At 43.9% G+C, this 26,410-nt stretch carries 25 protein-coding genes; 13 read left to right on the forward strand and 12 right to left on the reverse strand.

The genetic code is table 11. The annotated features are described in order from the left end of the window. The first annotated feature begins 105 nt into the window (after positions 1–105). Positions 106–762 (forward strand): Crp/Fnr family transcriptional regulator, encoded by a 657-nt coding sequence (locus B1L02_RS13750; protein ID WP_088531467.1) that lies wholly within the window; start codon positions 106–108, stop codon positions 760–762. 58 nt (positions 763–820) lie between these two features. Here B1L02_RS13750 and B1L02_RS13755 read toward each other — a convergent pair whose 3' ends face one another. From B1L02_RS13755 to B1L02_RS13790, 8 genes are all read right to left on the reverse strand, one after another. Next, entirely contained in the window at positions 821–1,384 is a 564-nt protein-coding gene (locus B1L02_RS13755) for a phosphoribosyltransferase (protein WP_010607696.1), read from the reverse strand. Between the two features lie 423 nt (positions 1,385–1,807). Continuing rightward, positions 1,808–4,111, reverse strand: a complete 2,304-nt coding sequence (gene parC / locus B1L02_RS13760) for a DNA topoisomerase IV subunit A (RefSeq protein ID WP_088531468.1) — start codon at positions 4,109–4,111, stop codon at positions 1,808–1,810. An 8-nt stretch (positions 4,112–4,119) separates the two neighbouring features. Beyond that, positions 4,120–5,229, reverse strand: a complete 1,110-nt coding sequence (locus tag B1L02_RS13765) for a PQQ-dependent sugar dehydrogenase (protein ID WP_088531469.1) — start codon at positions 5,227–5,229, stop codon at positions 4,120–4,122. A 1-nt stretch (position 5,230) separates the two neighbouring features. Then, a complete protein-coding gene (parE, locus tag B1L02_RS13770) occupies positions 5,231–7,120 on the reverse strand; it encodes a DNA topoisomerase IV subunit B (protein ID WP_088531470.1) in 1,890 nt (629 codons plus the stop codon). 65 nt (positions 7,121–7,185) lie between these two features. Beyond that, entirely contained in the window at positions 7,186–7,749 is a 564-nt protein-coding gene (locus B1L02_RS13775; RefSeq protein WP_088531471.1) for a YqiA/YcfP family alpha/beta fold hydrolase, read from the reverse strand. Next, the gene (locus B1L02_RS13780) at positions 7,734–8,510 is read right to left on the reverse strand and encodes a metallophosphoesterase (protein ID WP_088531472.1); all 777 of its coding nucleotides are present in this window, start codon (positions 8,508–8,510) and stop codon (positions 7,734–7,736) included. The genes B1L02_RS13775 and B1L02_RS13780 overlap by 16 nt, the downstream gene beginning before the upstream one ends. Further along, a complete protein-coding gene (locus B1L02_RS13785) occupies positions 8,497–8,952 on the reverse strand; it encodes a DUF1249 domain-containing protein (RefSeq protein ID WP_088531473.1) in 456 nt (151 codons plus the stop codon). Before B1L02_RS13785 ends, B1L02_RS13780 begins: the two co-directional genes overlap by 14 nt. Positions 8,953–8,963: 11 nt before the next feature. Next, complete coding sequence (locus B1L02_RS13790; protein ID WP_088531474.1) at positions 8,964–9,578, reverse strand: NUDIX domain-containing protein; 615 nt, start codon at positions 9,576–9,578, stop codon at positions 8,964–8,966. A 247-nt stretch (positions 9,579–9,825) separates the two neighbouring features. Between B1L02_RS13790 and tolC the strand changes: the two genes are divergently transcribed. From tolC to B1L02_RS13815, 5 genes are all read left to right on the forward strand, one after another. Next, a complete protein-coding gene (gene tolC, locus B1L02_RS13795) occupies positions 9,826–11,172 on the forward strand; it encodes an outer membrane channel protein TolC (protein WP_088531475.1) in 1,347 nt (448 codons plus the stop codon). 105 nt (positions 11,173–11,277) lie between these two features. Next, entirely contained in the window at positions 11,278–12,201 is a 924-nt protein-coding gene (lpxL, locus tag B1L02_RS13800; protein ID WP_088531476.1) for an LpxL/LpxP family Kdo(2)-lipid IV(A) lauroyl/palmitoleoyl acyltransferase, read from the forward strand. 19 nt (positions 12,202–12,220) lie between these two features. Continuing rightward, positions 12,221–12,829 (forward strand): TcpQ domain-containing protein, encoded by a 609-nt coding sequence (locus B1L02_RS13805; protein WP_088531477.1) that lies wholly within the window; start codon positions 12,221–12,223, stop codon positions 12,827–12,829. Positions 12,830–13,090: 261 nt separating this feature from the next. Beyond that, entirely contained in the window at positions 13,091–13,945 is an 855-nt protein-coding gene (locus tag B1L02_RS13810) for a hypothetical protein (protein WP_088531478.1), read from the forward strand. 41 nt (positions 13,946–13,986) lie between these two features. After that, a complete protein-coding gene (locus tag B1L02_RS13815; RefSeq protein WP_088531479.1) occupies positions 13,987–14,475 on the forward strand; it encodes a hypothetical protein in 489 nt (162 codons plus the stop codon). 442 nt (positions 14,476–14,917) lie between these two features. Here B1L02_RS13815 and glnE read toward each other — a convergent pair whose 3' ends face one another. Continuing rightward, positions 14,918–17,716 (reverse strand): bifunctional [glutamate--ammonia ligase]-adenylyl-L-tyrosine phosphorylase/[glutamate--ammonia-ligase] adenylyltransferase, encoded by a 2,799-nt coding sequence (glnE, locus tag B1L02_RS13820; RefSeq protein WP_088531480.1) that lies wholly within the window; start codon positions 17,714–17,716, stop codon positions 14,918–14,920. 79 nt (positions 17,717–17,795) lie between these two features. On the opposite strand from glnE, the gene B1L02_RS13825 reads away from it, so the two are divergent. From B1L02_RS13825 to B1L02_RS13855, 7 genes are all read left to right on the forward strand, one after another. After that, on the forward strand, positions 17,796–18,689 hold the full coding sequence (locus B1L02_RS13825; RefSeq protein ID WP_088531481.1) for a hypothetical protein: 894 nt from the start codon (positions 17,796–17,798) through the stop codon (positions 18,687–18,689). A gap of 11 nt (positions 18,690–18,700) precedes the next feature. Continuing rightward, positions 18,701–19,198 carry a hypothetical protein gene (locus B1L02_RS13830; RefSeq protein WP_088531482.1) on the forward strand — a complete coding sequence of 166 codons (498 nt, stop codon included), beginning with the start codon at positions 18,701–18,703 and terminating at the stop codon, positions 19,196–19,198. 62 nt (positions 19,199–19,260) lie between these two features. Beyond that, the gene (rsmE, locus tag B1L02_RS13835) at positions 19,261–19,995 is read left to right on the forward strand and encodes a 16S rRNA (uracil(1498)-N(3))-methyltransferase (protein ID WP_088531483.1); all 735 of its coding nucleotides are present in this window, start codon (positions 19,261–19,263) and stop codon (positions 19,993–19,995) included. A 57-nt stretch (positions 19,996–20,052) separates the two neighbouring features. After that, positions 20,053–21,012, forward strand: coding sequence for a glutathione synthase (gene gshB / locus B1L02_RS13840; protein WP_088531484.1), 960 nt, complete (start codon positions 20,053–20,055; stop codon positions 21,010–21,012). A 19-nt stretch (positions 21,013–21,031) separates the two neighbouring features. Next, positions 21,032–21,589, forward strand: coding sequence for a YqgE/AlgH family protein (locus B1L02_RS13845; protein ID WP_088531485.1), 558 nt, complete (start codon positions 21,032–21,034; stop codon positions 21,587–21,589). A 41-nt stretch (positions 21,590–21,630) separates the two neighbouring features. Further along, entirely contained in the window at positions 21,631–22,080 is a 450-nt protein-coding gene (gene ruvX, locus B1L02_RS13850; RefSeq protein ID WP_088531486.1) for a Holliday junction resolvase RuvX, read from the forward strand. Between the two features lie 217 nt (positions 22,081–22,297). After that, complete coding sequence (locus B1L02_RS13855) at positions 22,298–23,338, forward strand: alpha/beta hydrolase (RefSeq protein WP_088531487.1); 1,041 nt, start codon at positions 22,298–22,300, stop codon at positions 23,336–23,338. A 13-nt stretch (positions 23,339–23,351) separates the two neighbouring features. On the opposite strand, the gene B1L02_RS13860 is transcribed toward B1L02_RS13855, so the two are convergent. The 3 genes from B1L02_RS13860 to B1L02_RS13870 are packed head-to-tail and all read right to left on the reverse strand — an operon-like array spanning position 23,352 to position 26,399. Beyond that, complete coding sequence (locus tag B1L02_RS13860) at positions 23,352–24,239, reverse strand: hypothetical protein (protein ID WP_088531488.1); 888 nt, start codon at positions 24,237–24,239, stop codon at positions 23,352–23,354. After that, positions 24,217–25,338, reverse strand: coding sequence for a PilT/PilU family type 4a pilus ATPase (locus tag B1L02_RS13865; protein WP_088531489.1), 1,122 nt, complete (start codon positions 25,336–25,338; stop codon positions 24,217–24,219). Before B1L02_RS13865 ends, B1L02_RS13860 begins: the two co-directional genes overlap by 23 nt. A gap of 14 nt (positions 25,339–25,352) precedes the next feature. Next, positions 25,353–26,399 (reverse strand): type IV pilus twitching motility protein PilT, encoded by a 1,047-nt coding sequence (locus B1L02_RS13870; protein WP_088531490.1) that lies wholly within the window; start codon positions 26,397–26,399, stop codon positions 25,353–25,355. Positions 26,400–26,410 lie beyond the last annotated feature (11 nt).

Raw genomic sequence — 26,410 nt, forward strand, 5'->3', positions numbered from 1 at the left:
AAAACCGATACTACTTAAACGGTGTGAGTTAGCGTAAAACTGAAAAATTCATGCTAACGTCATTATAGTTTAATAAATAGGACATATGTCCGAAGAGCCATCTAGATGTTTCAATATCATTTTTCAACCAATTTGGTCGAACAGTTACTCGCTTTTGCTGGTAATAGTTTTCAGCACAGCAAAAAAGAAGTCTTGATCCACCAAGATGAACCATTGAGTAAACTCATATTGGTGACCAGTGGTACGGTGTCTTTTAGTTATGATGTCGGTAATGGCCGGCGCTTATTACTCGGTCAACTGGACTGTAACAACACGCTAATTGGCGAAATCGAAGCGCTGAACCATCAGCCTTGTATTTATACAGTGACTTGCTTAAGCGATGTAACTTATCATCTCATCGAGCTGAAATATTGGCGAAAATTACTGTTAGAGCAGCCAGAGCTAAGTCTGTATACCGCACAAACCATCGCCGCTAAGTTTAGCGAAAATCAAAAGATAAACTTAGACAAGTTGTTGTTGCCGCTTAGCTACAACATTGCTAAAGACTGCTTATTGCGTGCCGAAAATTCAAATCCGACTTTACTTCGAGCCTACTCGACGGTAAGTGCTGAAGCAGAAAGATTTGCGACCACTGAGCGCGCATATCGTCGTGTGGTCAGTGAACTGGTGGAAAAGGGCTTGATAGTGCGTAGTAGTGAAGGCTTAAAACCAGTCGATGTTGATGCTCTTGAGGATTTTGTCGATAGCTTCGCGCAAGCTTAATTTTTCGCGTTTAGAGTAACTAGGGCGAGTACTTGCTCGCCCTTGAGTACTGATTAGCTTATTTTGCAAATAGGTGTTTAATATTTGCTAAGTCAGACTTTCCTTCCACTAATTCTTCCGGCGTTAAACCTGACAGCTCGTGAGGGAATACCAACCACTCGTCAGACTCATGAATAAAGTAATCTGGTGTCATTGGTACTTTTTTGTTTGCTGGCTTGTAGTATGGGCAAGCCACACGAATATCGCGAGGCAAATTCAAGCGCATTAGCTCTGCAAGCTTTTCTTTCAACGCAAAAATACTGCGCCCAGAATCAAACACGTCATCAACGATTAGCAATGAATCGTCAGCGTTTGCATTTTCAACAATGTAATGCAAACCGTGAACTTTGATTTCTTTAGATTGCTTACCAATGCCATAGTAAGAAGAAGTACGTACTGCGATATGATCAGTCTCTATACCTTTGTAATCGTAGTATTCTTGAACTGCGATACCAATAGGCGCACCACCACGCCAAATACCGATAATAAAGTCAGGTCTAAACCCGTCTTCATAAACTTTAGCGGCTAAGCGAAATGAATCTTCTAGCAATTGTTGCGCTGTGATATAGCACTTATCTGACATAAATACCCCGTTAGGAAGCCCGTGTGATGGTGACAAGCAGCAAGCGCTGCCAATTGATACCAATTACAATTGTTTGCAAGCCATAGGCACTTGTGTGATTGGTATAACCGAATATTTTAACGTAAAGCGCAATAAAATGCTGCAATAATAGTGTCTTTTTATTTTCATTTTTGATTTGGGACGCCATATTCTAAAGTTAAGGATCACTGGGTGAACAGACACCACATAGCGTTATTTACTTGGTGGGAACGAGTTCACCTCACGATGTTCTAAACGGCTCAAAGATCGCCGGGTGAACCGGCTCCTACACAAAGATAGCTGGGTGTCCCAACTCCTCGGAGTTATTAATTTGGTGGGAGCGAGTTCACCTCGCGATGGTTTTCAAGAGATAAAAATAAGGCCGCGGTGGGCGGCCGGTATCGGTTATTCTTCGGTATCTACGCTCGCTTCATTGCCTTCTGGTGTCTCGGCACCGTTATGCTCTAAATCATAGCTATCAACCCGCTGTAATCCGCGTGGTAATTTATTACCTCTGCGCCCTCGTTCGCCGTAATAGTGTTCTAAGTCACTTGGCTTTAAGGTTAGCTTGCGCTTACCAGCATGCAAGGTAACAGAAACGCCTTCAGGCACTACCGCTAACACTTTGACAAACTCTTCGCGACTTTGCACCTTCGCGCTAGGGATAGAGATAATCTTATTCCCCTTACCTTTACCAAGCTTAGGTAAATCACGTAATGGGAATAACAGCATTCTACCTTCGCTCGAAATAGCCATACACATATCGGTGGCGACGTCAAATACCTGAATTGGCGCCATCAAATGCGCACCTTTTGGCACGCTGACGAACGCTTTACCGTTTTTGTTCTTACTCACCATATCAGCAAAGTCGCTGATAAAGCCGTAACCACCATCGGTCGCCATCAGGTAAGTCGACTTCTCTTCGCCCATGACCACATGTTCAAAATTACACCCTGACGCCAAGTTAAAGCGTCCCGTCATCGGTTCTCCCTGACTTCGGGCTGAAGGTAAGCTATGCGCATCGGTTGCAAAGGCTCGCCCTGAGGTATCTAAGAATACCGCAGGCTGATTACTCTTACCTTTCGCAGAGGCTTTATAACTGTCCCCTGAGCGGTAGCTTAGTCCTTCGGCATCGATATCATGGCCCTTCGCAAAACGCGCCCAGCCTTTTTCAGATAACACAACGGTTACAGACTCTGATGGGATCAAATCCTTTTCGCTAAGCGCTTTGGCTTCACCACGCTCAACTACCGGTGAGCGTCTATCATCGCCATACAATTCGGCAGCTTCTTGAATTTCCTTTTTCATCAATGTCGACATGCGACGTTCAGAGCCTAAGGTTTTTTCCAGTCCATCGCGCTCTTTTTCAAGCTCATCCTGCTCACCACGGATCTTCATTTCTTCAAGCTTTGCAAGGTGGCGTAATTTCAGGTCTAGAATTGCTTCTGCCTGCTTATCTGAAAGACCAAAACGCGCCATTAACTCTTCTTTTGGCTTGTCTTCGTTGCGAATGATTTCGATGACTTCATCGATATTCAAAAACGCAATCATCAAGCCTTCAAGAATATGCAAACGAGCAAGGACTTTGTCTAAACGATACTGTAAACGCCTGCGCACCGTTTCACGACGGAATATTAACCACTCAGATAAAATCTGACGTAGGTCTTTAACCTGTGGACGCCCGTCTAAGCCAATCATATTGATGTTAACACGGTAGTTCTTTTCAAGATCCGTCGTGGCAAATAGGTGCGCCATCAGTGGCTCGACCTTAACTCGATTTGAGCGCGGTACAATGACGATACGCGTCGGATTTTCATGATCCGATTCGTCACGTAAGTCCGCCACCATAGGGAGTTTCTTGGCAGTCATTTGAGCTGCTATCTGCTCTAGTACCTTGGCACCCGAACATTGGTGTGGCAACGCGGTGATCACCACTTCGCCTTGCTCTTCGGTGTACACAGCACGCATCTTGATTGAGCCACGACCTGTGGTGTAAAGCTTTTTGATTTCTTCTTGCGGCGTAATGATTTCCGCATCGGTTGGATAGTCTGGCGCTTTGACTAATTCTAGAATTTCTTCTAGTTCGGTTTTAGGCTTATCCAATAACAAACAACAAGCTTCAGCAACTTCGCGTACGTTATGCGGCGGAATATCGGTTGCCATCCCCACCGCAATACCCGTCACCCCATTCAACAAGATATGGGGTAAACGCGCGGGTAACACTTGTGGCTCATCTAAGGTGCCATCAAAGTTAGCGGTCCAATCAACCGTACCTTGACCAAGCTCTTTCAGCAATACTTCTGAGAACTTAGATAAACGCGCCTCGGTATAACGCATCGCAGCAAATGATTTAGGATCATCCGCAGCACCCCAGTTACCTTGACCATCCACGAGCGGATAGCGATAAGAGAACGGCTGCGCCATGAGTACCATGGCCTCATAACAAGCACTGTCGCCATGAGGGTGATATTTACCCAACACGTCACCGACGGTACGGGCAGATTTTTTGTATTTTGCTTGAGCAGATAAGCCCAGCTCACTCATCGCATATACAATACGACGTTGTACAGGCTTCAGGCCGTCACCAATATGCGGCAACGCCCTATCCATGATCACATACATGGAGTAATTCAGGTAGGCATCTTCAGTAAAACGCCCCATCGGAAGTTGTTCAATGCCTTGCAAGGACAAGGCTTGAGGATCTGTCATGTTACACCTTACTTGTTGTTGTAGCTGATGCGATATATCGCATTGGCGTAATCATCGGAAACGAGCAGGCTACCGTCGCCGAGCTCTGCAATTGCGGCTGGTCGACCATAGGTTGTTTCGTTTTCCATAAAGCCGGTAAGGAAAGGCTCATAGCCTCTAATTTGGCCATCTTGTACGTTTGCTCGCATTACTCGGTAGCCAATTTTTTTGCTGCGGTTCCAAGAACCATGTTCAGCAACAAAAAGCTGATGCTTCATTGCCTTTGGAAATTGCTCGCCACGGTAAAAGTGAATGCCCAAAGGCGCAACGTGCGCTTGTAGTGCAAGTGCTGGCATGGCGTAGTCAGTCACCGATTTACCCTCGCCAAATTCAGGGTCTAACACACTGCCGCCATGGACATACGGGAAGCCAAAATGCTGACCTATTTCGTCAACACGGTTGATTTCACATGGTGGAATATCATCTCCCATCATGTCGCGACCGTTATCGCTAAACCATAACTTTCCTGTTACTGGGTGATAATCAAAACCTACTGAGTTACGCACGCCCTTGGCAATTGTCGAAAGCTTTTTGGTCTCAAGATTTAATGAAAATATACGGCCAAACTTAGGGTCTTCGGCACAAATATTACAAGGTACGCCAACGGGAATGATCAATTCTCCTTCAGGCGATACTGTCAGATACTTCCAGCCGTGGTGACGTTTGTCAGGCAAATCATCGAACACCACTTCTTTTACCGGTGCCTTAAGGTTTTTTGCAATTTGCTTAAAACGCACAATGCGCTCAACTTCAGCAACGTATAAATCACCGTCTTTTAAGGTAATACCAGAGGGCATATTCAGCCCTTCTGCAACCAAAATTTTCTTGTCGGCTACGCCATCACGGTTGTTGTCGATGAGTGCGTGAACTTTACCCGCTTTGCGAGAGCCAACATACACAGTGCCATCTTTACCCACCGCCATTTGTCTTGCATTTTCTACATCTTTAGCAAAATAGCTCAGCTCATACCCTTTAGGTACTGAAAGGCGCGAAAGTATATCGTTTGCCAGTGCTTGTGAACTTAATAGCGCTGCTGCCAACGTCGTTGCTACTGTGGTCAATTTGCTATGTATTTTCATGTTAAACCTCTGCCTTATCTCCGTGCTGCTCAAGCCAAATTTTACGGTCGCCAGAGCGCTTTTTAGCTAACAGCATATCCATCATTTCGAGGGTTTGCTCAGGCTCATCTAATGTCAGCTGAACTAAACGTCTAGTATTTGGATCCATAGTGGTTTCACGCAATTGCATCGGGTTCATTTCACCCAATCCTTTAAAGCGCTGTACATTGACTTTACCGCGTTTCTTTTCGGCTTCAATACGGTCTAAAATGCCCTTTTTCTCATCTTCATCAAGGGCATAGTAAACTTCTTTACCAACATCAATACGAAATAGCGGCGGCATAGCAACAAAAACATGCCCCTTACGAACAAGTTCTGGGAAGTGCTTTACAAAGAGTGCGCATAACAAAGTTGCAATGTGAAGTCCGTCGGAATCCGCGTCCGCGAGGATGCATACTTTGCCATAGCGTAAGCCTGATAAATCTTCAGAGTCTGGGTCAATCCCTAAAGCAACTGAAATATCGTGTACTTCTTGCGAGGCTAAGATCTGTCCAGATTCCACTTCCCAAGTATTTAGGATTTTACCGCGCAGCGGCATGATTGCTTGGAATTCGCGGTCTCGTGCTTGTTTTGCCGAGCCACCCGCAGAGTCCCCTTCTACCAAAAAGATTTCAGAGCGTTCAGTTTCACTTCCAGAACAGTCGGTTAGTTTACCCGGCAAGGCTGGACCCGAAGTGACTTTTTTACGAACCACTTTTTTCGCAGCTCGCAAACGCTTTTGCGCATTGCTGATACAAAGCTCAGCTAGTAACTCTGCGGTTTCAATATGCTCGTTCAACCATAAACTAAAGGCGTCTTTGACAATGCCAGAAACAAAGGTAGCGCACGAACGAGATGACAGCTTTTCTTTGGTTTGACCGGCAAATTGCGGGTCTTGCATTTTTACTGATAAGACATAACTACAACGATCCCAAACATCATCGGGGGTAAGCTTAACCCCACGCGGGATCAGGTTTCTGAACTCACAAAACTCACGCATGGCTTCAAGTAAGCCTTGGCGTAAACCATTAACATGGGTTCCGCCTTGCGCCGTTGGGATAAGGTTTACGTAGCTTTCAGCGATAGATTCGCCACCCTCAGGCAACCAATGCAATGCCCAATCAACCCCTTCGGTTGAGCCACTAAAGCTGCCTGTAAATGGGGATTTCGGCAGCACTTCATAGCCTTCAGCGCTGTCTTTTAGGTAATCCTCGAGACCTGCTTCGTAGTGCCACTCTTGTGTTTCTTTCGTTTGTTTATTTACAAAACGAATTCTAAGCCCTGGACATAATACAGCCTTGGCTTTGAGCAAATGGTTCAACTTAGTAATTGAGAAGTTAGCTGAGTCAAAATAACTCGCGTCGGGCCAAAAGTGCACAGAGGTCCCTGTATTGCGCTTACCAACGCTACCGGTCACTCTTAAGTCTTCGACTTTATCGCCGTTTTCAAATGCCATCTCATAAATTTGCGCATCGCGTTTAACGGTAATTTCGACCCGAGTCGACAGCGCATTAACAACCGATATGCCCACCCCATGAAGACCACCGGAGAACTGGTAGTTTTTATTGGAAAACTTGCCCCCGGCATGAAGCTTGGTCAGGATCAATTCAACTCCTGGCACGCCCTCTTCTGGGTGAATATCCACGGGCATTCCTCGACCATCGTCTATGACTTCAAAGGAGTTGTCTTCGTGCAAGATCACATCAATCTTGGTGGCATGTCCGGCTAAGGCTTCATCGACACTGTTATCGATAACCTCTTGACCTAAGTGATTAGGTCTTGTGGTATCGGTATACATGCCAGGACGGCGCTTAACTGGCTCTAAGCCATTGAGTACCTCAATAGCTTCGGCATTATAGTTTTGCTGACTCATAGGCTAGTTCTAGTTATCTTTTTATCCGCTAGTATATGCACAACGTACCGCTTTGTGCATAGATTCTAATTTTTGATAGTTAAAAATTTGGTGATGGTGTCAAAATAGCGTGGAAATTCAACAAAGCTATGATCCCCACCAAACTCAATAATTTGACGACAATGGCTATAATAACGCACCGCTTCTTCAAAAGGCAGCACCTCGTCGCCCGTTTGTTGCAATAATAGCAGGTTTTCTGGATTACTAAGCTGCTCGACATACAAGGATTTTAACGCATCAATATGCGCATGCTGCAGCTCATAATGACAATCCTGATAAGGATTGTATTGTGGTCCAAGGTAGTCATTTAATAATGAAAAAGGTCTTACCGCAGGGTTTATCACCACCGCTTTACAGCCAAGATGTTGCGAAAAGTAGGTGGCGTAATAGCCTCCTAACGAGCTACCTAATAACACAGTATCAGAATCAATGACGCTATCCAACTGTGCCAATGCGACTCTCGGGTCATAATGCAGCCTAGGGACAAGGTATGGCGTCTGTTTATCCATCATATATTCACCAAACACCGTCGCTTTATAGGATAGCTCAGAGCTATTAAAGCCGTGAATATAAACTACTTTCCGAGCCATTTTACCTCTGTTGTTATAGCGCTTTTACTAAATACGATGACACGATAAGCGGGACCCAAATCAGACTGATACCAGTCCTTGGTGTGCTTATCAAATTGGATTGATGTTGCAGGCGTAGCGTAGATAGGTAAAGTGCGAAATTGTTGTTGATATTCATTGTGTACATGACCATGAAATAGCCCTAAGACTTGCTCTGAATCCACCAACAGGTTTAAAAGTGCAGGACCATTTTCAAGGATATGTTTATCTAAATAGCCATCAATCGGACTAGGATGATGATGAGCAAAAACAATCGTATTGTTACCTATATTATTGGTAAGCTTGTCTTTGAGCGCCCCTAAATGTGACTTAGCGCACCATCCGGCGGGTGATTCACCCTTTGAATTTATCAAAAGCACTTGGCCAAACGGACCAGAGATGCATTTATGACGGACAATTTGCCCAACACTCATTTCTTCGAGTAACGCTAACTCGTCGTGGTTACCTGGCACCCAAAGCACTGGGCATTGCAAATCACTCTCCCTCACTATACGGGCAAACTCATGATAAGAAGCCGCACTGTGATCTTGTGTTAAATCACCGCCAAACACCACACAATCAAAATGCTCTTCGGCCATCGCGGCCAGAGTGCGAGCGAGGTTAGTAGCGGTATTTACCGCAAAGTATTCCCCAGAGGGCGTGGCAAACAAATGGCAATCCGTAAAATGCCCGATACGAATTTGCGCTTTATCGAATTGTAGCTCGAGATCAAACCAAGCCATTGTTTACATCCCAGTTTAAATGCACACGACCTTTTTCTAAACAGACCATAAGCCAATCGGCTAAAAACGCATTAATTTGATATTTCTCATCTTTTTGATGCATATCAGGGTTTGGGTAACCATAGGATGGCTTGATTCTACGATGATAATCACGGTGAATTACTTCAGCCACTTTAGCATCATGGTAGAGGCGCACAGACAACGAAAAGTGTGGCAAATGAGTACTTATCGTCGCCATCTGCTCGATGTGAACGTCCGTCGTGTATTTACTGACCCCAGCTACGCTCAAACAGTATCGCGCAGAGGCTAAGTCAATCACTCGACTCTCACCTTCCACTTCTTCGGGTAGCAGTTTTAGCGCACGTAAATAATTACGCTCGCACAGCGTGATGTAACGGGGCAGAGATTGAATATACTGCTTTGAACTCAGCACTTGTGACAAAAATACAACTCCTAAACTGCTTCTATAATCCGCGCTTTATTTATTGCCAACCATTGTAGACTAATAACAGTGGCAGCGTTATCGATTTCCTCATTATCAAGGCGTGCTAAGGCTTCATCAAGTGACATCACATGCACTTTAATATCTTCACCTTCTTCAGCCAGCCCATAGACTCCCTCCGCACCAGATAGATCAGCAAGCGCTAAATACAAGTATAGCCGTTCCGTTGTACCACCTGGACTCGATAAATAAGAGCGCATATAAATGAGCTTATCAAGCTCAAGTCCTGCTTCTTCTTTGGCTTCTTTTCTTGCAACAGACTCGTAATCCTCACTCCCTTCTGCCATCCCAGCGATGCATTCCAAAAGCCATGGGGAATGTTTTGAAGCCAACGCCCCAATTCGAATTTGCTCAATAAGCAACACGCTATCCGTAACAGGATCGTACGGCAATATTGCAACTGCATGACCACGCTCTAATATCTCGCGAGATATCGGCTCTGACACACCGCCATTAAATAAAGCGTGGGTAAACTGGTACTTGTGAATGGTAAAAAAGCCATTGAAGATTGTTTCTATTGAAGAAACATTGACGTCGACTTTGTTGAACTGACTCAAAGGTTTCATAAAATAATCCTGTGTTTTTTAACAGCAACGGTTTAAAAGCTAACCAATCGCCCTTATAGTAGGGTCATACCTGAATAAGTAAACGAAGTCGTTTACCTTTAACTTTTTCCACTTTACAATACCCAAGTGGTATTAATATATTCTGTTACACTTGTTGGCGATGTTTTACGCATTTGGTCTTTAATTGGGCCGCAAAAACAGGGTAACATGCTGACAGTATAAAAATTGTCTAAGGACTGAGCGAAAAATGAAAAAAACTCTACTATCATTAGTTGTTGGGTTGTCGTGCGCACTTTCAAGCAGCCTGTCCCACGCTGAAGACCTACTGCAAGTATACGACATTGCAACGGTTAATGATCCTACCGTATTGAAGGCTAAAGCGCAGGCGGATGCACAAAAATATGCACAAGACCAAGCGTTAGGTGTACTACTACCTCAGCTTGGCTTTCAAATGAGCTATACAGACGTTACGTCAGAAGGCGCCTTGAACGAGCAAAATGATGGCACAGGTTACACATTATATGAGTCTGACACTGATACTTTTCAGCGTTCTATTTCTTTAAACCAAACCATCTTTAATATGGCATCTTGGCAAGGGCTATCAATTGCCGAAAAGCGTGCAATGCAAGCAGCAACTCAGTATGAACAGCAAAAGCAAACTCTAATCGTCCGGATCGCTGAAGGTTACTTCAACGTGCTAAGCGCATTAGATAGCCTAGAGTTTGTACAAGCAGAGAAACGCGCAATTGAACGTCAGCTCGAGCAGACTAAACAGCGCTACGAAGTTGGTTTGACTGCAATTACAGACGTGCATGAAGCAAGAGCGCAGTTTGACCGCGCGGTTGCAGACGAAATTGTTGCAAGTAATGCAGTTGAAACCGCGCGTGAAACGTTACGTACGATTACAGGTAAGTATCACGCAAAACTAGACAAACTAAACACTGAAACTTTCTCGACAGTTAAACCAACGCAAGATACCAATGATTTTATCGAGATTGCGAAGGCGAAAAACCTAGATCTTCAAGTTGCGAAATCTGCGGTTGACATCGCAAAAGATCAAATCGATTTAGCGAAGGCTGGCCACTATCCAACACTAAAATTAAACGCCACCTATTCTGATTCTCTGGCTGATAGCGCAGGTAGACAGCACGCACCTCGTAGTGACAGAACCTCTGTTGGCTTAACATTAGACGTACCAATTTACACTGGTGGTCAAACCGTTGCTGCGACCGATCAAGCTCGCGCAAACTTCGTTGCTAGCAGCGAGGATATGGAAGCAGCAGTGCGTAACATGACACGCTCAGTGATCACATCGTACAACCAAGTGGTTTCAGATGTTGCAACATACCGCGCACTAGAGCAAGCCGTAGTTTCAGCAGAAAGCGCCTTGCAAGCGACTGAAGCGGGTTTTGATGTCGGTACCCGTACCATCGTAGACGTACTAGTAAGCACGCAAAACCTTTATAACGCGAAACGTAACCTAGCTGATATTCGTTATCGCTATGTACTATCATCACTACGCTTAAAACAAGCAGCTGGTACGCTATCTCGTGCCGATCTTGAAGCGATCAACCAAGGCTTGATTGAAGGCTAGGTACTTCAATTATCAGCTCTGAAAAGGCCAGCTATGCTGGCTTTTTGTATTTTTACAGCAATATAGATAAACTAGCCTCTTCAATTAAGTCTCAGGTATATTACTTTGGTTACTCATTCACCTTTCAAATGGTCATTCTTAGCACCTAAATTTTGGCTGACTTGGCTTGGTGTTTTCGCCCTGTATTTAATCTCATGGCTCCCACAAAATGTTCAATTTGCACTGGGTAAAGGCCTTGGACGTCTAGTCCATAAATATATGAAACGTCGCCGCCATATTGCTGATGTTAATTTGAAACTTTGCTTTCCACACCTAAGTGAAACAGAACATAAAGCGATGCTACTAAAGAATATGGAAAATACAGGCATAGCAACGCTTGAGACGGGAATGGCATGGTGGTGGCCAGAATGGCGCATTAATCAGGTGGTGGGTTCCATCAAAGGTTTAGAGCATATTGAAGCCGTACAAAAACAAGGAAAAGGGGTACTTATGCTGGTCCCCCATATGTTGCACCTCGAGATGGCAAGCCGAGTGCTAGGCACAAAAATGCAAGGTGTTGGCTTTTATCGCCCACACAATAATCCACTTATGGAGTTTTTTATGACCCGTGGGAGACTGCGCTCAAATGAGTATTTAGTCACCAAACGAGACGTCAAAGGATTATTGAAAACGCTCTCGAGCAAACGCGTGTGTTATTACCTGCCTGATCAAGATTATGGCCGCAAGCGCTGTGAGTTTGCACCTTTCTTTGCGGTACCTGATGCAGCAACAACAACTGGTACTTTATTATTTTCTGCAAGCAAAAAAGCTGAGACTTTAAGCTTACACTGTACGAGAGACGCAAAAGGGATGTATCATTTAGACATACAACCTATATTAGAATCATTCCCAAGTGGTAATGACCTTGCGGATGTTACTCGCGTCAACGAGAGAATGGAGCAAGCAATCAATTGTGCGCCGGATCAATACATGTGGGTGCATCGTCGCTTTAAAACGCGACCTGATGAAAAGGCACCTTCGTTTTACTAGGGTCTTGGAGTAGTTTGAAATGGCTAAGAAGAAAAAAAATAAATTATCGTCAATCTGGTTTTGGGCTAAACATCTGTCACTGGGTGTGTTACTCATTTGGGCTGCTTACTATTTCCTTTTTGGTGCCTCTAAGAACCTAAACTTTAGGGAGACCACCAATGTCGCGGCGCAAGGCTTGTCGCAATTTTACGAGAGTTTTAGAAATAGTATGAGCAATCGTGATACGGATCGCGAAAAATACGTTATCACACTTGGAAAACCCACTTATCCGCTCGATGATGCTCTAGCACAAAGAGCACTTGCTGTTAAACCATCTAACCCTAAATGGACCGGAGAGAAGCAACCAAGACGCTTCGATACGGGAGACACACTTAAAGATGTGCTCACAAAGCAAGCCAAAGAAGAAGGCGTCGAACTATTTTGGTATTTAGAGCGAGATTACGTGGTGAAATATAACTTCCGTCTTGATACTGACTTTGTTACTGCGCTTTATCAAGTTGGAACGGCTATAAATGACGACTTTGAATTTCAAGTCTATACATTTTTTTGCCCACGAGAGCGCGCTGCTGTGATCACCGAAAACCCACCAATCTATGTACGTGAAAACTGTCGTAAGCTTGCGGGCTAACAAAATACAAGCTTCCTTTAGTCCACTATGCTTAAAGGAAGCAATTACACCATAGCAACTTCCTCCACAGAATTAAAAATAAGAATAAAAATCAACTAACTAAACTTAGAAAGTACGATTGTTCTTAATACAAATACCTTATTTCAAGCGCATTCCTAAAAGTTAATTTATATCGTTTAGCTCAATAAAAACACAAATAAAACTTTACAAAAAATAACAAAGGATCAAATATAGAAACAAATAATAAAAATAAAAAAAACAATGAGCATCATATTTAACACCTTGATTTCCTTTTTTACGGGCATTACTTTGGCTTCTGCTTATTTTATCTTCTCCACTAATCAGCCACAGGTTGCAGAGTCAATTAATAAAACTCATCTGCGAACTATTAATACACTTCAAACAGAATTAGCGCAGATCGAATCTAAAAATAGTGAATTACAAAAGAGATTAGTTGAAAGCCAAACAAAGAGAGACTCAAACTTTGCGAACTTAGATAACACAGACGATCTTCAATCAACCTTCTCTCAACGGCCAAAGCCTGAACTATCAGCGCCTCGCGCTGTTTCACTTGATAACTTGAAGGTTGTCAATGTTATGCCCACGGTCAGTCACTTGTCTGCAGAGATGGAGCTTGATGATGTTCAAAAAGTCGAATTACAAGAAGCCTTAATGGCAAAGGCAAATCAAGACTATGAGATCTGGGAGCATTATCAAGCGACAGCATCATCAGATCCTACGAATGCTCCTCAAATTCGAGCTGATTTCGAGTATAAACTACAAAATAATGCCAAGTCTTTCGCAACAACCGTTAGCAGCTTATTAAGCGCAGATCAAATTAAGCAATATCGAGCTTTTGAATTAAGAGAGCAAAAGCTGTTAGTAAGTCAAAAGTTAGCCATGTTACAAAATGAATTAAATAAAATTGTATTATCAGAGTATCAAAAACAAGAGGTATCTCGATTAAGTCAATCTGTTTTTAGTGCGCCAAGTGATATCACGCTAGGTACAGCAGGTAGCCCTTATGCCAAGCAACAAGTTTCCACCGACTTTGAAAAGCTGGCTGAAATAAAATCACTTTTCAATGAACAGCAGCTCCAACAGTTTACATACTGATTAAAGTTGCATTTAACTATAACTAATAATAAAGGAATAAAATGAAGTACTTTTATCTATCCGTATTGGGAACTACACTACTCGCATGTAGCTCAGTCTCTGAAGCCAGAATCGACTGCCCAGGAGGGCAAGGTTATTGGGATTATCAAACACGACAAGTTCAAGTTTGTGACACTGAAACGAGAACGGTTGAAACTACAAAAAGACATTGTAGCTATGGGGGTGTCACTTGGTTAGGTCATTTATGGCATGAACCAGACTTTCCACTACCAATGACAAGCTATGAAACAGGCTTGAGGATCATTGAACAGTCTAATACTTGCCCTTCTAGCGTTTACACTTCAAGAACTGGAACTTATTGGTACACAGATCCAGAAGGAAGAAGGTGGATTAGCAATTACACTTACAGCGGTAATATAGGGTTAACTAACAACAAGCTAGTAACCACAACATCAACCGAGACAATTAAGACCAACTGCCGCACGGAAACTCAAACAGTGAGAGTGTGGCGCTGTGGCATGATCCCTTAATAGTAAATACTTGAAATAAGGCCAATCACTCGATTTGTATTGGCCTTATATTTAACCTGAGCTTCGGATAATTAATGCCTTTCTAGCGGCCAGTTTTAGCGCTAACTTCGTTGAATTCACTTCCAATAGCCAGCTATTGGTGCGTAAATTCGCCTTGCCTACAGGATGTAGGTACCAGGGCGGTAGTAGGACACGAGAGCGGAGTTATCCCCAAAACTCTCTGGCTAGATAAGAAGATAGTTTAAGGTGATTAAAAAACAATGAGTTAGCTCATTCCTTATCCAAACCTCTGGTTATTTACCTCGCAACCACAGTACTGTAGTTTGCTTTCTCCCATTGAATAATGGTGAAGCCCAGATAAAAACTAAAACACTGATTTTTTGCCCTTCTTTAGGACACTCGACGCTAAAACTAACAACTAAAGAAGCTTATACCAGTTTCACTAAATACTTAAAGTTGTGTGCCAAATATCACTTACAGCGTTCCTCATGCTTTCGCATTTCGTTAAATCAATACATCGTGTGCCCGCATTTAGGCACTGATAATGATAAGTATCACGGTAGAAACAATAAGCATTCACTAAACTTTTGCACTCATCCTCTGATATAACTGAGACCTGCTGTGCAGCCTCTAAAATACGAATATTATCTGGATAGGTACAAAGTTCCGGGTACTGATTACCATATCGCAAAACGATAAACTGACTGATAAATTCAATATCAGTCATTCCACCCACTCCCTGCTTTAAGTCAAAAAGGCTGTCGCTATCTTGGTTAAGGTGGGCTCGCATTTTTTCACGCATATTGCGAACATCTTCCACCAATTTAGACACATCTCGCTGCTGCATTAGTATTGCATGACGAATTTCCTCAAATCGTGCGGCCATTTGCGGCTCACCTAACACCATGCGAGCTCTAACTAGCGCCTGATGCTCCCACGTCCAAGCTTGCTCTAATTGGTATTGGTAAAAGCTTTCTAGATTGATAGCAAGTAAGCCTGAGTTTCCTTCGGGACGAAGTCGAGTGTCTAATTCGTAAAGCATGCCAGAGAGCGTTTTGGTGTTAAATAAATGCATTAAACGCTGCGCCAGCTTCATATAAAACTGTCTTGAAGAGATAGGTTTATCACCTTGAGTTTGACTTTCGCCGTCGCGATTATGCACAAACACTAAGTCTAGATCTGAGTTGTAGCCAAGCTCATATCCGCCCGCCTTACCATAAGCTATCACGGCAAAGCCTTTTTCTTCTAATGTTGCACCTTCAGGCGCACCAAAACGCGCGACCATGTGCCCCCAAGCAATATCGACGGCCTTTGCAATAATCGCCTCAGCAAGCGCAGTTAGATGATCGCTCACCTTCATAATGTCCAACACGCCAGTGGCGTCTGCAGCCGCGACTTTTAGCTGATGCGTTTGTTTAAATTGTCGCAGCGCTTCCATCTGTAGCTCAACATCTTGCTCATCTATACGCAAAAATGCTTGCTGGATCTCATTTTTATAGGCCGTTAATGGCAAAGGTTTATAGAGAGTTTGCGGGTCGATGAGTTCATCAAGGAGGATCGGGTATTTCGCAATATGCTCAGCAATCCACGCGCTATGACAACAAAGCTTGATAAGTTGAGTCAACGCACCGTGATTTTCATACAGTAGCTCCAAATATGCAGTACGAGATGCCACTTTATTGATCACACTGAGCACGCGAGCGAGCGCCGGCTCCATGTTTTGTTTACTGAGCTCTCGTAGCAAGGCAGGCATTAACTTATCGAGAATATCGCGACCACGAGTGCCCGCCTGCTTTTTACTTAGCCCTTGTTTAAACGCCATCAAGTCAGTTTGCCAAGTCTCAAAACACGGCGCAGCTCGGCACTGGCCCAGCTGCGCAATTTCTCCCGTTTGCCACGCATAAACCGCGCTATCGTCTTCATCTAACTCTTCTTCAGGCGGTTCACCAATGACTTGGCTAAACTCAGCTCGGATATGATGCGTCACAACCTTTAACATTTGCTCGACTTCGGCGTAATCACTACATTGCAATAAATGGCTCAGGCGCAGGCAGTCCAAGTTGTTATCGGGTAAAGTTTGCGTTTGTTTGTCATCAAACGCTTGTAGATATTGCTCAACTTTACGCAGCACTAAATAATTCTCATGCAGACGGTTTTTGACCTCGCTAGGGACAATCTCAAGCGCTTCAAGCTCTTCTAGTGCCTGTAATAATGAAGGCGTTTGTAATGGCGTTTCGCGACCGCCGCGTATCAGTTGCAAAGCCTGCACAATAAACTCAACTTCTCGAATGCCACCCGCGCCGAGCTTAATGTTATTCGTTAAGCCTTTGCGTCTCACCTCTTGGGCAATCATGTTTTTCATCTTTCGCAAAGAATCTATCACAGAAAAGTCGATGTAACGGCGATAGACGAATGGTCGAATTAGGTCGTAAAACTCTTGCCAATAAGGCGACGGCTCACCAATTGGCCGCGCCTTTAACATCGCATAGCGCTCCCATTCGCGACCTTGATCTTGGTAATAGTCTTCCATCGCGGCATAGCTCATCACCAAAGGACCACTATCCCCAAATGGTCTTAAACGCATATCTACTCTGAATACTTGGCCATCAATGGTGACTTGATTAAGCGCTGAGATAAGTTTTTGTGCCACGCGAGTGTAAAAAACTTGCGCCTCAATACTGCGCCGGCCACCGGATGTATCGACACTTCTTGGATAGGCAAAGATCAAATCGATGTCAGAGGAAAAATTCAGTTCCTTACCGCCAAGTTTCCCCATGCCTAATACCGTCATGGGTATCGAGTTACCTGTCTTATCTTTTGGAGAACCAGATTGCGCTTCTACGCTTAAGTACGCCCATTGATAAGCGTTGGAGATCAACGTATCGGAAAGCTGTGAAACGTAGCGGATACTGTCATCAATCTCATTGTCTGCAACCAAATCCAGCCACATCACTTTAAGCCAATACTTTAACCGATAGTGACGCAGTTGCTGCCAAGCTTGTTTTTCTTCAACCAATGGAGCAGTGAAATCAAACACCGCAGGGCAGTCGCGCATTTGCATCTGCGTTTCATCGAGTAACCAAACGCCCCACTCAGGAAATCGTGCAAGTGTACGCTCGGCAAAATCACTCAGGGCCAGTAACCGTGCCAGTTTGGGCTCCATCGGCGCATCACCATAAATCATTTGGTAACGCTCTTGAGCAAGCGTATTCAGCGCTGCTTGAACAAACAATTCCGACATAAAAAACTCCACGGTAGACTGGCTCTCTTTGTGAGCAGTGTTATAGTAACTCTATCTAAAACACAACCTTACACCGAGTATGAGTTATTTGTCTTTAAACAATATCAACTTTTTAGCGATTTTGATTTGCTTTGTCATTGTCTGTAGTTTAACTATTTTGCTGCGCTTAATGATCCAACGTAGCGCCAACAATCTACTTGATGACGAGCTCGCGCAACGTGACAACTTTGCACTTGGGATAAGCTATGCCAGTCAAGTGACGATGCTATGTATTTGTGTTGCATACTTATTCAATGACTTAGGCGTGGTTAGAGCGCAGTCACATCCTCTGCAAGTGGCCTTACATATTGGGTTGATCATTGCCTTTGTCTACTTTGGGCAATGGATCCATCGCAAATGGATTTTGTATCAGTTTGACGAAGAAGAAGCGATTTTAAAACAAAATATCTGCGCCGCGATGGTGGACTCGGGCATGTTACTCGGTAACACCATTTTGGTGCTTGGTTTATATCATTGGGTGCACCCGAAAGGCTGGAGCGATCTATTAGTTGTAGCCCTTGGTTTTATGCTATTGCAGCTGCTTTACACGCTAGATAGTAAAATCAGAGAAAGTCGCTTTGCCAAGTTCAACCAAGGGGCTTCTTTACAGCAAAATTTTAATCTCAGAAACACTTCGATTGGTATTCGTTATGCGGGTAAATCCATCGGCCTCTCTTTAGCCATGTATGCGGGGCTGCACAGTGCTCCCTACCATGGAGCAAAAGTGGTAGAAAACTTGTTTTCGGTTGTCATGCATTGCGGTGTAATGTGGCTTTTTCTTTACATTGGTAGCTACGTATTACTGCATTTATCCTTACCTAAGGTCAATATTGGTCTAGAGGTAGACCACCAAGATAATGTTGGCATCGCATGTTTGGAGTTTGCGGTTTTCTGTTCCATAGGCTATTTACTTATTAACTTGTTTTCGGTGTAACGCAATATTGCATGAATGCTTTAGTTGATGGATTTTTACTGGTAGATAGCAATTGGGATTTTAGCCAAGAACTTGTCGAGCATATGCAAAACGTGCGCTCTAGCCAAGCTAGTGATATTATTATCGCGGGTGACAACACCAAGCACATGCTCAAAATGATGTTTAAAGAGCAAATAAAGGACTATTGTTATTGCGACTTTGACAATGAAATCAGCGTTTCTGAACTTGCCAATTATTTGCATCGTCATCATAACATTCATGCAGTGCTGCTTTATTCTCTGGACTATCATTTAGCCACAGAGGAGCAGCGCTTCATTTTTGATTCTCTTCACCCACACCGGTTTTTAATCGAACAAACCCCGCAAGGGTTTCAGATTACTAAACTGCACTCACAAGCATTAATCAATCATTTGTCTTGTCATCCGGATATCGCCAGCTTGCCCGACCCTGACCTAATGCTCGCTCAGTTCACCGGGTTACTATGTGGTAAAACTAAAGTGGTGGGATAATATAGACTAACCGTGCGCGAGCGCTTACCATTGCCACAAAACAGCAACTGAATAATCTAATTATGCGTATTCCACATATTTATCAAAACTCGCCTTTGGCCATTGGTGTGCCAGTTACTTTGGATGATGACGCCGCAGGACACATAGGCCGAGTGCTTAGAATGACGACAAAAGATAAAGTCAGCCTGTTCAATGGACAGGGCGGCGAGTACCTGTGTCAATTAAGTGAAGTTGGGAAAAAGAAAGTCGTTGCTGTACCTGAATCATTCGAAGATAAAAATGTAGAATCTCCACTCGCCATACACCTTGGGCAAGGGATTTCTCGCGGCGATAAAATGGACTTCACTATTCAAAAGTCGGTAGAGCTGGGGGTGAGCGAAATTACCCCTTTGTTTACGGCACGCTGCGGTGTTAAATTAAGTGGTGAGCGTCTAGCAAAAAAACACCAGCAATGGCAAAAGATAGCAATTGCTGCGGCCGAGCAATCCGGACGCAATACCATCACTGTTATTCACCCGCCGATGGAGTTGTCTGAATGGCTTGCACAGCAAAGCGACGAGTTAAAAATTACGCTCCATCCTCGCGCCGAACATTCAATAAAAACACTGCCGTATACCCAGTCTGGGATCCGCTTTTTAGTGGGACCTGAAGGCGGTTTTACCGACGAGGAACTCGACGCCACCGCTCAACAGCAATTTATTGATGTCCGTTTAGGCCCGCGTGTACTTCGTACAGAAACCGCAGCTCTAACGGTACTGAGCGCACTACAGCTGCAATTCGGCGATTTAGCACTTTAAATACACAGAGCAACCCCCATATCATGGGTAAACTCAGCAAGCGCAATGGGAGCGTTTATGACGATTAAATTAGGGATCATTTCCGATCCAATCAGTGGCTTTAACATTAAAAAAGACACCGGGTTTGCCATGATGCTGGCGGCACAGCAGCGCGGCTATGAATTGTATTACATGGAAATGAATGACCTGTTCTTGTACCAAGGCGTTGCCAAAGCGACCGCGGCAAAAACGCAAGTGTTTGACGATACCTCCCATTGGTATGAACTGGCTGAGAAACAAGAAATCAACTTAGGCGACCTTGACGTTATTTTAATGCGTAAAGACCCGCCTTTTGACACTGAATATATTTACGCCACTTATATTCTCGAGCGCGCTGAGCTTGCAGGGTCGCTTGTGGTAAATAAACCACAAAGCCTGCGTGACGCCAATGAAAAGCTCTTTACTGCGTGGTTTAGCGAACATACTCCAGATACTTTGGTTACACGTAATCAATCACAAATTCGCGAGTTTTTAGCTAAACATGGCGATATCATTCTCAAGCCTCTAGATGGAATGGGTGGCGCGTCTATCTTTAGAGTGAAACAAAATGATGCAAATATTGGGGTGATCTGCGAAACGCTTACTGAGCATGGTTCTCGCTATGCTATGGCGCAAAACTATATCCCAGCAATTAAAGACGGTGATAAGCGCGTATTAGTGGTAGACGGTGAAGTGATGCCGTACTGCTTAGCTCGCATTCCACAAGGCGGTGAAACTCGTGGTAATCTCGCGGCGGGCGGCCGTGGTGAAGCAAGACCAATTAGCGAGTCGGACCGTAAAGTCGCCGAAGCTATTGCCCCAACGTTAAAAGCAAAGGGCCTGATATTCGTTGGCCTAGATATCATTGGCGATAAGCTCACCGAAATCAATGTCACCGCACCAACCTGCGTGAAAGAAATTGAAGCAGCGTATGACATTTCAATTATGGATAAGTTTTATGATGCGATCGAGCGAAAACTCGACCATACTAAAAGCTAATCATTAAGGGGGTCTGGTTATGAAATCACTCGCTAATCACTTTTTAGTGGCAATGCCCAGCATGGATGACCCTTTTTTCAATCATACGGTAACCTATCTTTGTGAACACAGCGAAGATGGCGCGATGGGACTGGTGGTAAATCAGCCTATCGATATCACCGTGGGCGAATTGCTTGATCAAATTGATATCCATAACGACAAATCTAGCCAAGCGGCTAAGGTGAATATCTACGCCGGTGGGCCTGTTCACACCGATAGAGGCTTTGTATTACATACGCCAAAGTTTGGTTACGCCTCAAGCCAAGAGCTTAGCTCTGAAATTATGATTACCACATCAAAAGATGTCTTGGCATCTTTAACGTCATCACACTCTCCTGAGGGGTTTATCATCACTTTGGGCTACGCCGGATGGGTCAGTGGTCAACTAGAGAAAGAACTGAAAGAAAACACTTGGTTAGTCGTTGAGGCAGATCCCGAAATCATATTTAATACGCCACCCGAAAAACGTTGGGAAAAAGCAGTGCAAATGCTTGGTATCGACGTCGCACAATTAAGCTCGCAAGCGGGTCATGCGTAACTATCCCTATTCACAAGCTTACGCTAACAAACGAAGTATTCATGGAAAACAAAAAAGAAAAAGTAGCCAAAGGCAAACGCAGCGTTATTGGGTTTGACTTTGGCACTAAAAGTATCGGCTTGGCTATCGGCCAAGAAATCACCGCTACCGCATCAAGCTTAGGTGCTGTTAAGGCAAACGATGGCATTCCAAATTGGGATGACATTGCCGTGTTTATTAACGAGTGGCAGCCTGACTTATTGGTGGTTGGTTTACCACTTAATATGGATGGTACCAATCAAGATTTAACATTCAGAGCAAAGAAATTTGCCAATCGCCTGCATAACCACTTTCGTTTGCCGGTAGAAACACAAGATGAGCGCTTGACGACAGCAGATGCCAAAGCACGCTTATTTGAACAAGGTGGCTATAAAAACCTTGCAAAAGGTAAGGTAGATGGCATGTCTGCTTGTATCATTCTCGAAAGCTACTTTGAAGCGATGTGGGAATAGCTAGCCTAACCTTTCATTCTATTGACCTTTAATATCAATCATATAATTGATATTAAAGGTGCAGCTAACAGAAAAATTCGCCAAATTGAAATTTAATAAAACTGTTCATACTTTAACCACCTCAAACAATATCAATCTAATAATTTGACGACTACTCACAGTTTCTAACATGAAATTCTCATATAGTTTGCTGACTCATCCGGTTAAGGAAAAACTCATGGTAGTACAGCACAAACTCTTAGTAACAATATTCTCTTGTTTTTTAGCTTGTATATTATCTGCCTGTAACAATCAGTCAGAACAAGGCAAGCTTCAATATACAACGCATACCTTCGATTCCTTCGAGCACCAGCTTGAAGGGCGACTCTATACTCCTAAAAGCCTCGCAGAAACAGATACTATCGTTATTCTTGTTCATGGTGATGGAGCAATGGACACTACGGCAAAAGGCTACTATTTGCCCATAATACAATCTTTGGTAAGTGCAAATATTGCTACTTTCTCGTGGGACAAACCAGGAGTAGGTAACTCACAAGGTAACTGGTTATCACAATCTATGGATGATAGAGCTACCGAAGTAAAAGATGCAATTCGATATCTGCGTAACACAGGCTATCAGCAAAATAAAATAGCCGTGCTTGGCTTTAGTCAAGCAAGTTGGGTATTTTCGAACTTGTACGACGAGGAAAATATCGAATTTATGGTACTGGTTGGAGGCGCTGCAAACTGGCTGGCTCAGAGCCAATACAGTATGTGGGTACGATTGATAGAGGAAGAAAAGATCAGTGCAAATGATGAAGCGGCGATAGCACGCATCGAGCAGCTGAGCATTAAAGAGATGCAACTTATCAAAGCAGGATACGACCAATACATTTCCGCAGCATTGCACCAAGACCCTTTTATGCCAAAGCCTATTGAAGATGAAGCACGCTATAATTTCGTCAGAAAAAATATTGAGGCAGATGTATTTGAAGGTTTTACTCGACTAAACTTACCAATGCTAGCAATTTATGGCGACAGCGATTTTCATGTCGACATAGAACATAGTCAATCAGAGTTTGCACGCGCTTTTGCAAACTCAAGCCAAATAAACGCCGAGCTAGAACAAATCACTATCGCCGATGCTGCACACAGTTTAATGAAACCAGAACTGCCACTTGATGCAATTTTCTCGATTAAAAAAAACCACTTTGCTCCCAGTGCAATCGAAACTATCGTCGATTGGGTCAAGGAGCAAAGCGGCTCTAGCCGCGAGTAAGCTGTATAAATGGCTAATGAAGCTCGTGTAATGGGTTCACAACTTGGTACTTATCCAAATCAGGTATTAACCCTGCTTGCTGATATGCGCTAGTGATCCGGCCTTGTTCACGAAGTATTGCAAGGCCTTTTTGTAATGCAGCAAACGCTCGTTCACCTTCTGGATGAAGCCGAGACACCGCAAAGTGCCTGCTGTCGTTTAACAGTACGACTAGATGTTCATTAGCAATGAGCTCAACATCTTCCAAAACAAAACGATTATCTAGCTTCGGCATAAGCGGCATCAACATAAAGTCGACCCAACCTTTGCTCACCATACGCGCTTGTGACATCCAATCGGGTTCAGCATGAAGCTGTTTAAGCGGAAGTGACTCCAAGGTTTGCCAATCGGTCTGCCACTTAGGGTTGGATACCGAAGTTAGCTGGGTGAGCCCTTGCTCCCCTTTTAGCTGTATTACTTTTTGATTATCTATCCCGTGATAAATACCAGCAAAATACTGACCTTTTTGAATAACAGGCTCACTGATAAAAAGCAGCCGACCTTTATTTTCAAGGTCTGCTTTCCAATAACTATCAAAGTGAAGTAGTTGTTCTCCTTTTTCAAGCAAATTGGATTCACGAAAACTGACAAAACCAGGAGTAAAGATAAACGTTTTATCGAAGCCACCTTTTTGCAAGGCTTGCTGTGCTATCACCATATCGACAACATCGCGACGCAAATACTGACCACTAAAGTCGGTGATTTTTGTGACGTCGCGTTCACCAACAAAACGTTGATAGTCAGCGAGGACATCATCTCTAATAAAAACATTAAGTGCTTCGCTGGCATTCAGTACACCAGCAAAGCTCAGCACAAAAGCGAAGAATAGATGGCTGCGTTTAGTTTTTCGAATCCAACCCATCTACCGTCACCCCTTGTAAGAAACCTGCACCTTTTTGTTCATTGTTTTGTAACTTGATCATCAGGCGCAGATCGTTTGGCGAGTCAGCATGATGTAATGCATCGGCATAATTGATCCGCTGCTGTTTATAAAGCTCAAACAACGCTTGATCAAAGGTTTGCATGCCCATGTCTTTCGATTTTGCCATTGCCTCTTTAATTGAACCAATATCGCCTTTTTTAATCAGCTCGGCAACAAGTGGGGAGTTGAGTAGTACTTCAATGGCCGCTTCTCGCCCTTCGCCTTTTGAGGAAGGCACGAGCTGTTGCGCGACAATAGCCCGTAGGTTCAGCGCCAAATCGTACTTCAGTTTATCGTGTTTTTCTTTCGGGACTAAGTGCATGATACGGTCGATAGCCTGATTGGCATTATTAGCGTGTAAGGTAGCTACACATAAATGCCCTGTTTCGGCAAAACTCAATGCATACTCCATAGTTTCTTGTGAACGGATCTCACCTATCAGAATGACATCTGGCGCTTGGCGTAATGAGCTTTTTAAAGCAGATTCGAAACTCTCAGTATCAATGCCTACTTCACGCTGGGTAATGATGCTTTTTTGGTGTTGATGCACAAACTCAATAGGGTCTTCAATCGTCAAAATGTGGCCACGTTGGTTACGATTGCGATAGCCAAGCAGTGCCGCAAGTGAGGTTGATTTCCCCGTGCCTGTGCCACCCACAAATAACACCAAGCCACGTTTAAACATGATCACATCGGTGAGTACCGACGGTAACCCCAACTCATTGACGTCAGGAATAGCGGTAACGATACGGCGGATAACCATGCCCGCACAATCCCGTTGCCAAAATGCTGAAACACGAAAACGACCAATATCGTTAGCAATCGCAAAGTTACACTCTTTAGTATCAAAGAATTCTTGCTTTTGCTTGTCGCTCATAATCGACGTGACAAGATTAAGTGATTGCTCGGCATCTAAGCTTTCTTCACTTAGCGCTCTAAGCTCACCATCAATTTTAGCGCTCACCGCAAGCCCAGCCGAAACGAATAAGTCGGATGCTTGCTGATTGGCCATCGATTGCAAAAACGGTTCTATATTCATCACTACATCACCACTTAATAGCCGCTATTGAACTGGTTTTTGTCATGGGCTTTCGCACGCGCATCTTGCTGTGTGATCAAACCACGGTTTAATAGGTTTGTGAGGCATTGATCCATGGTTTGCATACCGTGCATTGCACCGGTTTGAATTGCCGAATACATCTGTGCAATCTTGTCTTCACGAATAAGGTTACGAATAGCAGGGATCCCGAGCATGATTTCATGCGCTGCTATTCGCCCGCCGCCTACTTTTTTCACCAACGTTTGTGAAATAACCGCTTGTAGCGACTCTGACAGCATAGAACGCACCATGTCTTTTTCTTCACCTGGGAACACGTCCACAATACGGTCGATGGTTTTAGGTGCTGAGGTAGTATGCAAAGTACCAAATACTAAGTGACCTGTTTCCGCGGCAGTTAGCGCCAAGCGAATGGTCTCAAGATCACGTAATTCACCGACTAAAATAACGTCTGGGTCTTCACGGAGTGCACTTCTCAGTGCCGCGTTAAAGCTGTGTGTATCTCTATGTACTTCACGTTGGTTAATAAGGCTTTGCTTGTTGTCGTGAACAAATTCAATCGGGTCTTCGATGGTCAGAATATGGTGATGTTTGTTGTTATTAATATAATCCACCATCGCAGCTAGTGTAGTTGATTTACCAGAACCCGTTGGGCCAGTTACCAATACTAAACCGCGTGGGTTGTCAGAAATTTTGGTAAAAATATCAGGCGCACCTAAATCGTCTAAGCTCAGTACTTGATTTGGAATAGTACGGAACACCGCAGCAGGACCACGATTTGAATTAAAGGCGTTAACACGGAAACGCGCCAAATTTGGCACTTCGAACGAGAAATCCACCTCAAGGTTTTGCTCATAGTCACGACGTTGATTATCATTCATAATATCGTAGATGAGGCTGCTGACGTCTTTTGCTTCTAACGACGGGATATTCACCCGACGTACGTCCCCGTCAACTCGGATCATGGGGGAAACTCCTGAAGAAAGGTGTAAGTCAGATGCTTTGTGTTGAACACTAAAAGCCAATAATTCTGTAATATCCATTTATAACTCCA

The sequence above is a fragment of the Pseudoalteromonas piscicida genome (assembly GCF_002208135.1).
Taxonomy (GTDB): domain Bacteria; phylum Pseudomonadota; class Gammaproteobacteria; order Enterobacterales; family Alteromonadaceae; genus Pseudoalteromonas; species Pseudoalteromonas piscicida_A.

What these genes read in the sequence shown, in the direction of transcription:
- tolC (WP_088531475.1), top strand. Translation starts at nt 9,826, where the DNA reads ATGAAAAAAACTCTACTATCATTAGTTGTTGGGTTGTCGTGCGCACTT.
- B1L02_RS13870 (WP_088531490.1), bottom strand. Translation starts at nt 26,399, where the DNA reads ATGGATATTACAGAATTATTGGCTTTTAGTGTTCAACACAAAGCATCT.
- B1L02_RS13865 (WP_088531489.1), bottom strand. Translation starts at nt 25,338, where the DNA reads ATGAATATAGAACCGTTTTTGCAATCGATGGCCAATCAGCAAGCATCC.
- B1L02_RS13780 (WP_088531472.1), bottom strand. Translation starts at nt 8,510, where the DNA reads ATGGCTTGGTTTGATCTCGAGCTACAATTCGATAAAGCGCAAATTCGT.
- B1L02_RS13765 (WP_088531469.1), bottom strand. Translation starts at nt 5,229, where the DNA reads ATGAAAATACATAGCAAATTGACCACAGTAGCAACGACGTTGGCAGCA.
- B1L02_RS13845 (WP_088531485.1), top strand. Translation starts at nt 21,032, where the DNA reads ATGAAATCACTCGCTAATCACTTTTTAGTGGCAATGCCCAGCATGGAT.
- parC (WP_088531468.1), bottom strand. Translation starts at nt 4,111, where the DNA reads ATGACAGATCCTCAAGCCTTGTCCTTGCAAGGCATTGAACAACTTCCG.
- glnE (WP_088531480.1), bottom strand. Translation starts at nt 17,716, where the DNA reads ATGTCGGAATTGTTTGTTCAAGCAGCGCTGAATACGCTTGCTCAAGAG.
- B1L02_RS13805 (WP_088531477.1), top strand. Translation starts at nt 12,221, where the DNA reads ATGGCTAAGAAGAAAAAAAATAAATTATCGTCAATCTGGTTTTGGGCT.
- B1L02_RS13810 (WP_088531478.1), top strand. Translation starts at nt 13,091, where the DNA reads ATGAGCATCATATTTAACACCTTGATTTCCTTTTTTACGGGCATTACT.
- B1L02_RS13755 (WP_010607696.1), bottom strand. Translation starts at nt 1,384, where the DNA reads ATGTCAGATAAGTGCTATATCACAGCGCAACAATTGCTAGAAGATTCA.
- gshB (WP_088531484.1), top strand. Translation starts at nt 20,053, where the DNA reads ATGACGATTAAATTAGGGATCATTTCCGATCCAATCAGTGGCTTTAAC.
- B1L02_RS13830 (WP_088531482.1), top strand. Translation starts at nt 18,701, where the DNA reads ATGAATGCTTTAGTTGATGGATTTTTACTGGTAGATAGCAATTGGGAT.
- B1L02_RS13790 (WP_088531474.1), bottom strand. Translation starts at nt 9,578, where the DNA reads ATGAAACCTTTGAGTCAGTTCAACAAAGTCGACGTCAATGTTTCTTCA.
- B1L02_RS13860 (WP_088531488.1), bottom strand. Translation starts at nt 24,239, where the DNA reads ATGGGTTGGATTCGAAAAACTAAACGCAGCCATCTATTCTTCGCTTTT.
- B1L02_RS13825 (WP_088531481.1), top strand. Translation starts at nt 17,796, where the DNA reads ATGAGTTATTTGTCTTTAAACAATATCAACTTTTTAGCGATTTTGATT.
- B1L02_RS13775 (WP_088531471.1), bottom strand. Translation starts at nt 7,749, where the DNA reads ATGGCTCGGAAAGTAGTTTATATTCACGGCTTTAATAGCTCTGAGCTA.
- B1L02_RS13815 (WP_088531479.1), top strand. Translation starts at nt 13,987, where the DNA reads ATGAAGTACTTTTATCTATCCGTATTGGGAACTACACTACTCGCATGT.
- parE (WP_088531470.1), bottom strand. Translation starts at nt 7,120, where the DNA reads ATGAGTCAGCAAAACTATAATGCCGAAGCTATTGAGGTACTCAATGGC.
- rsmE (WP_088531483.1), top strand. Translation starts at nt 19,261, where the DNA reads ATGCGTATTCCACATATTTATCAAAACTCGCCTTTGGCCATTGGTGTG.
- ruvX (WP_088531486.1), top strand. Translation starts at nt 21,631, where the DNA reads ATGGAAAACAAAAAAGAAAAAGTAGCCAAAGGCAAACGCAGCGTTATT.
- B1L02_RS13750 (WP_088531467.1), top strand. Translation starts at nt 106, where the DNA reads ATGTTTCAATATCATTTTTCAACCAATTTGGTCGAACAGTTACTCGCT.
- B1L02_RS13855 (WP_088531487.1), top strand. Translation starts at nt 22,298, where the DNA reads ATGGTAGTACAGCACAAACTCTTAGTAACAATATTCTCTTGTTTTTTA.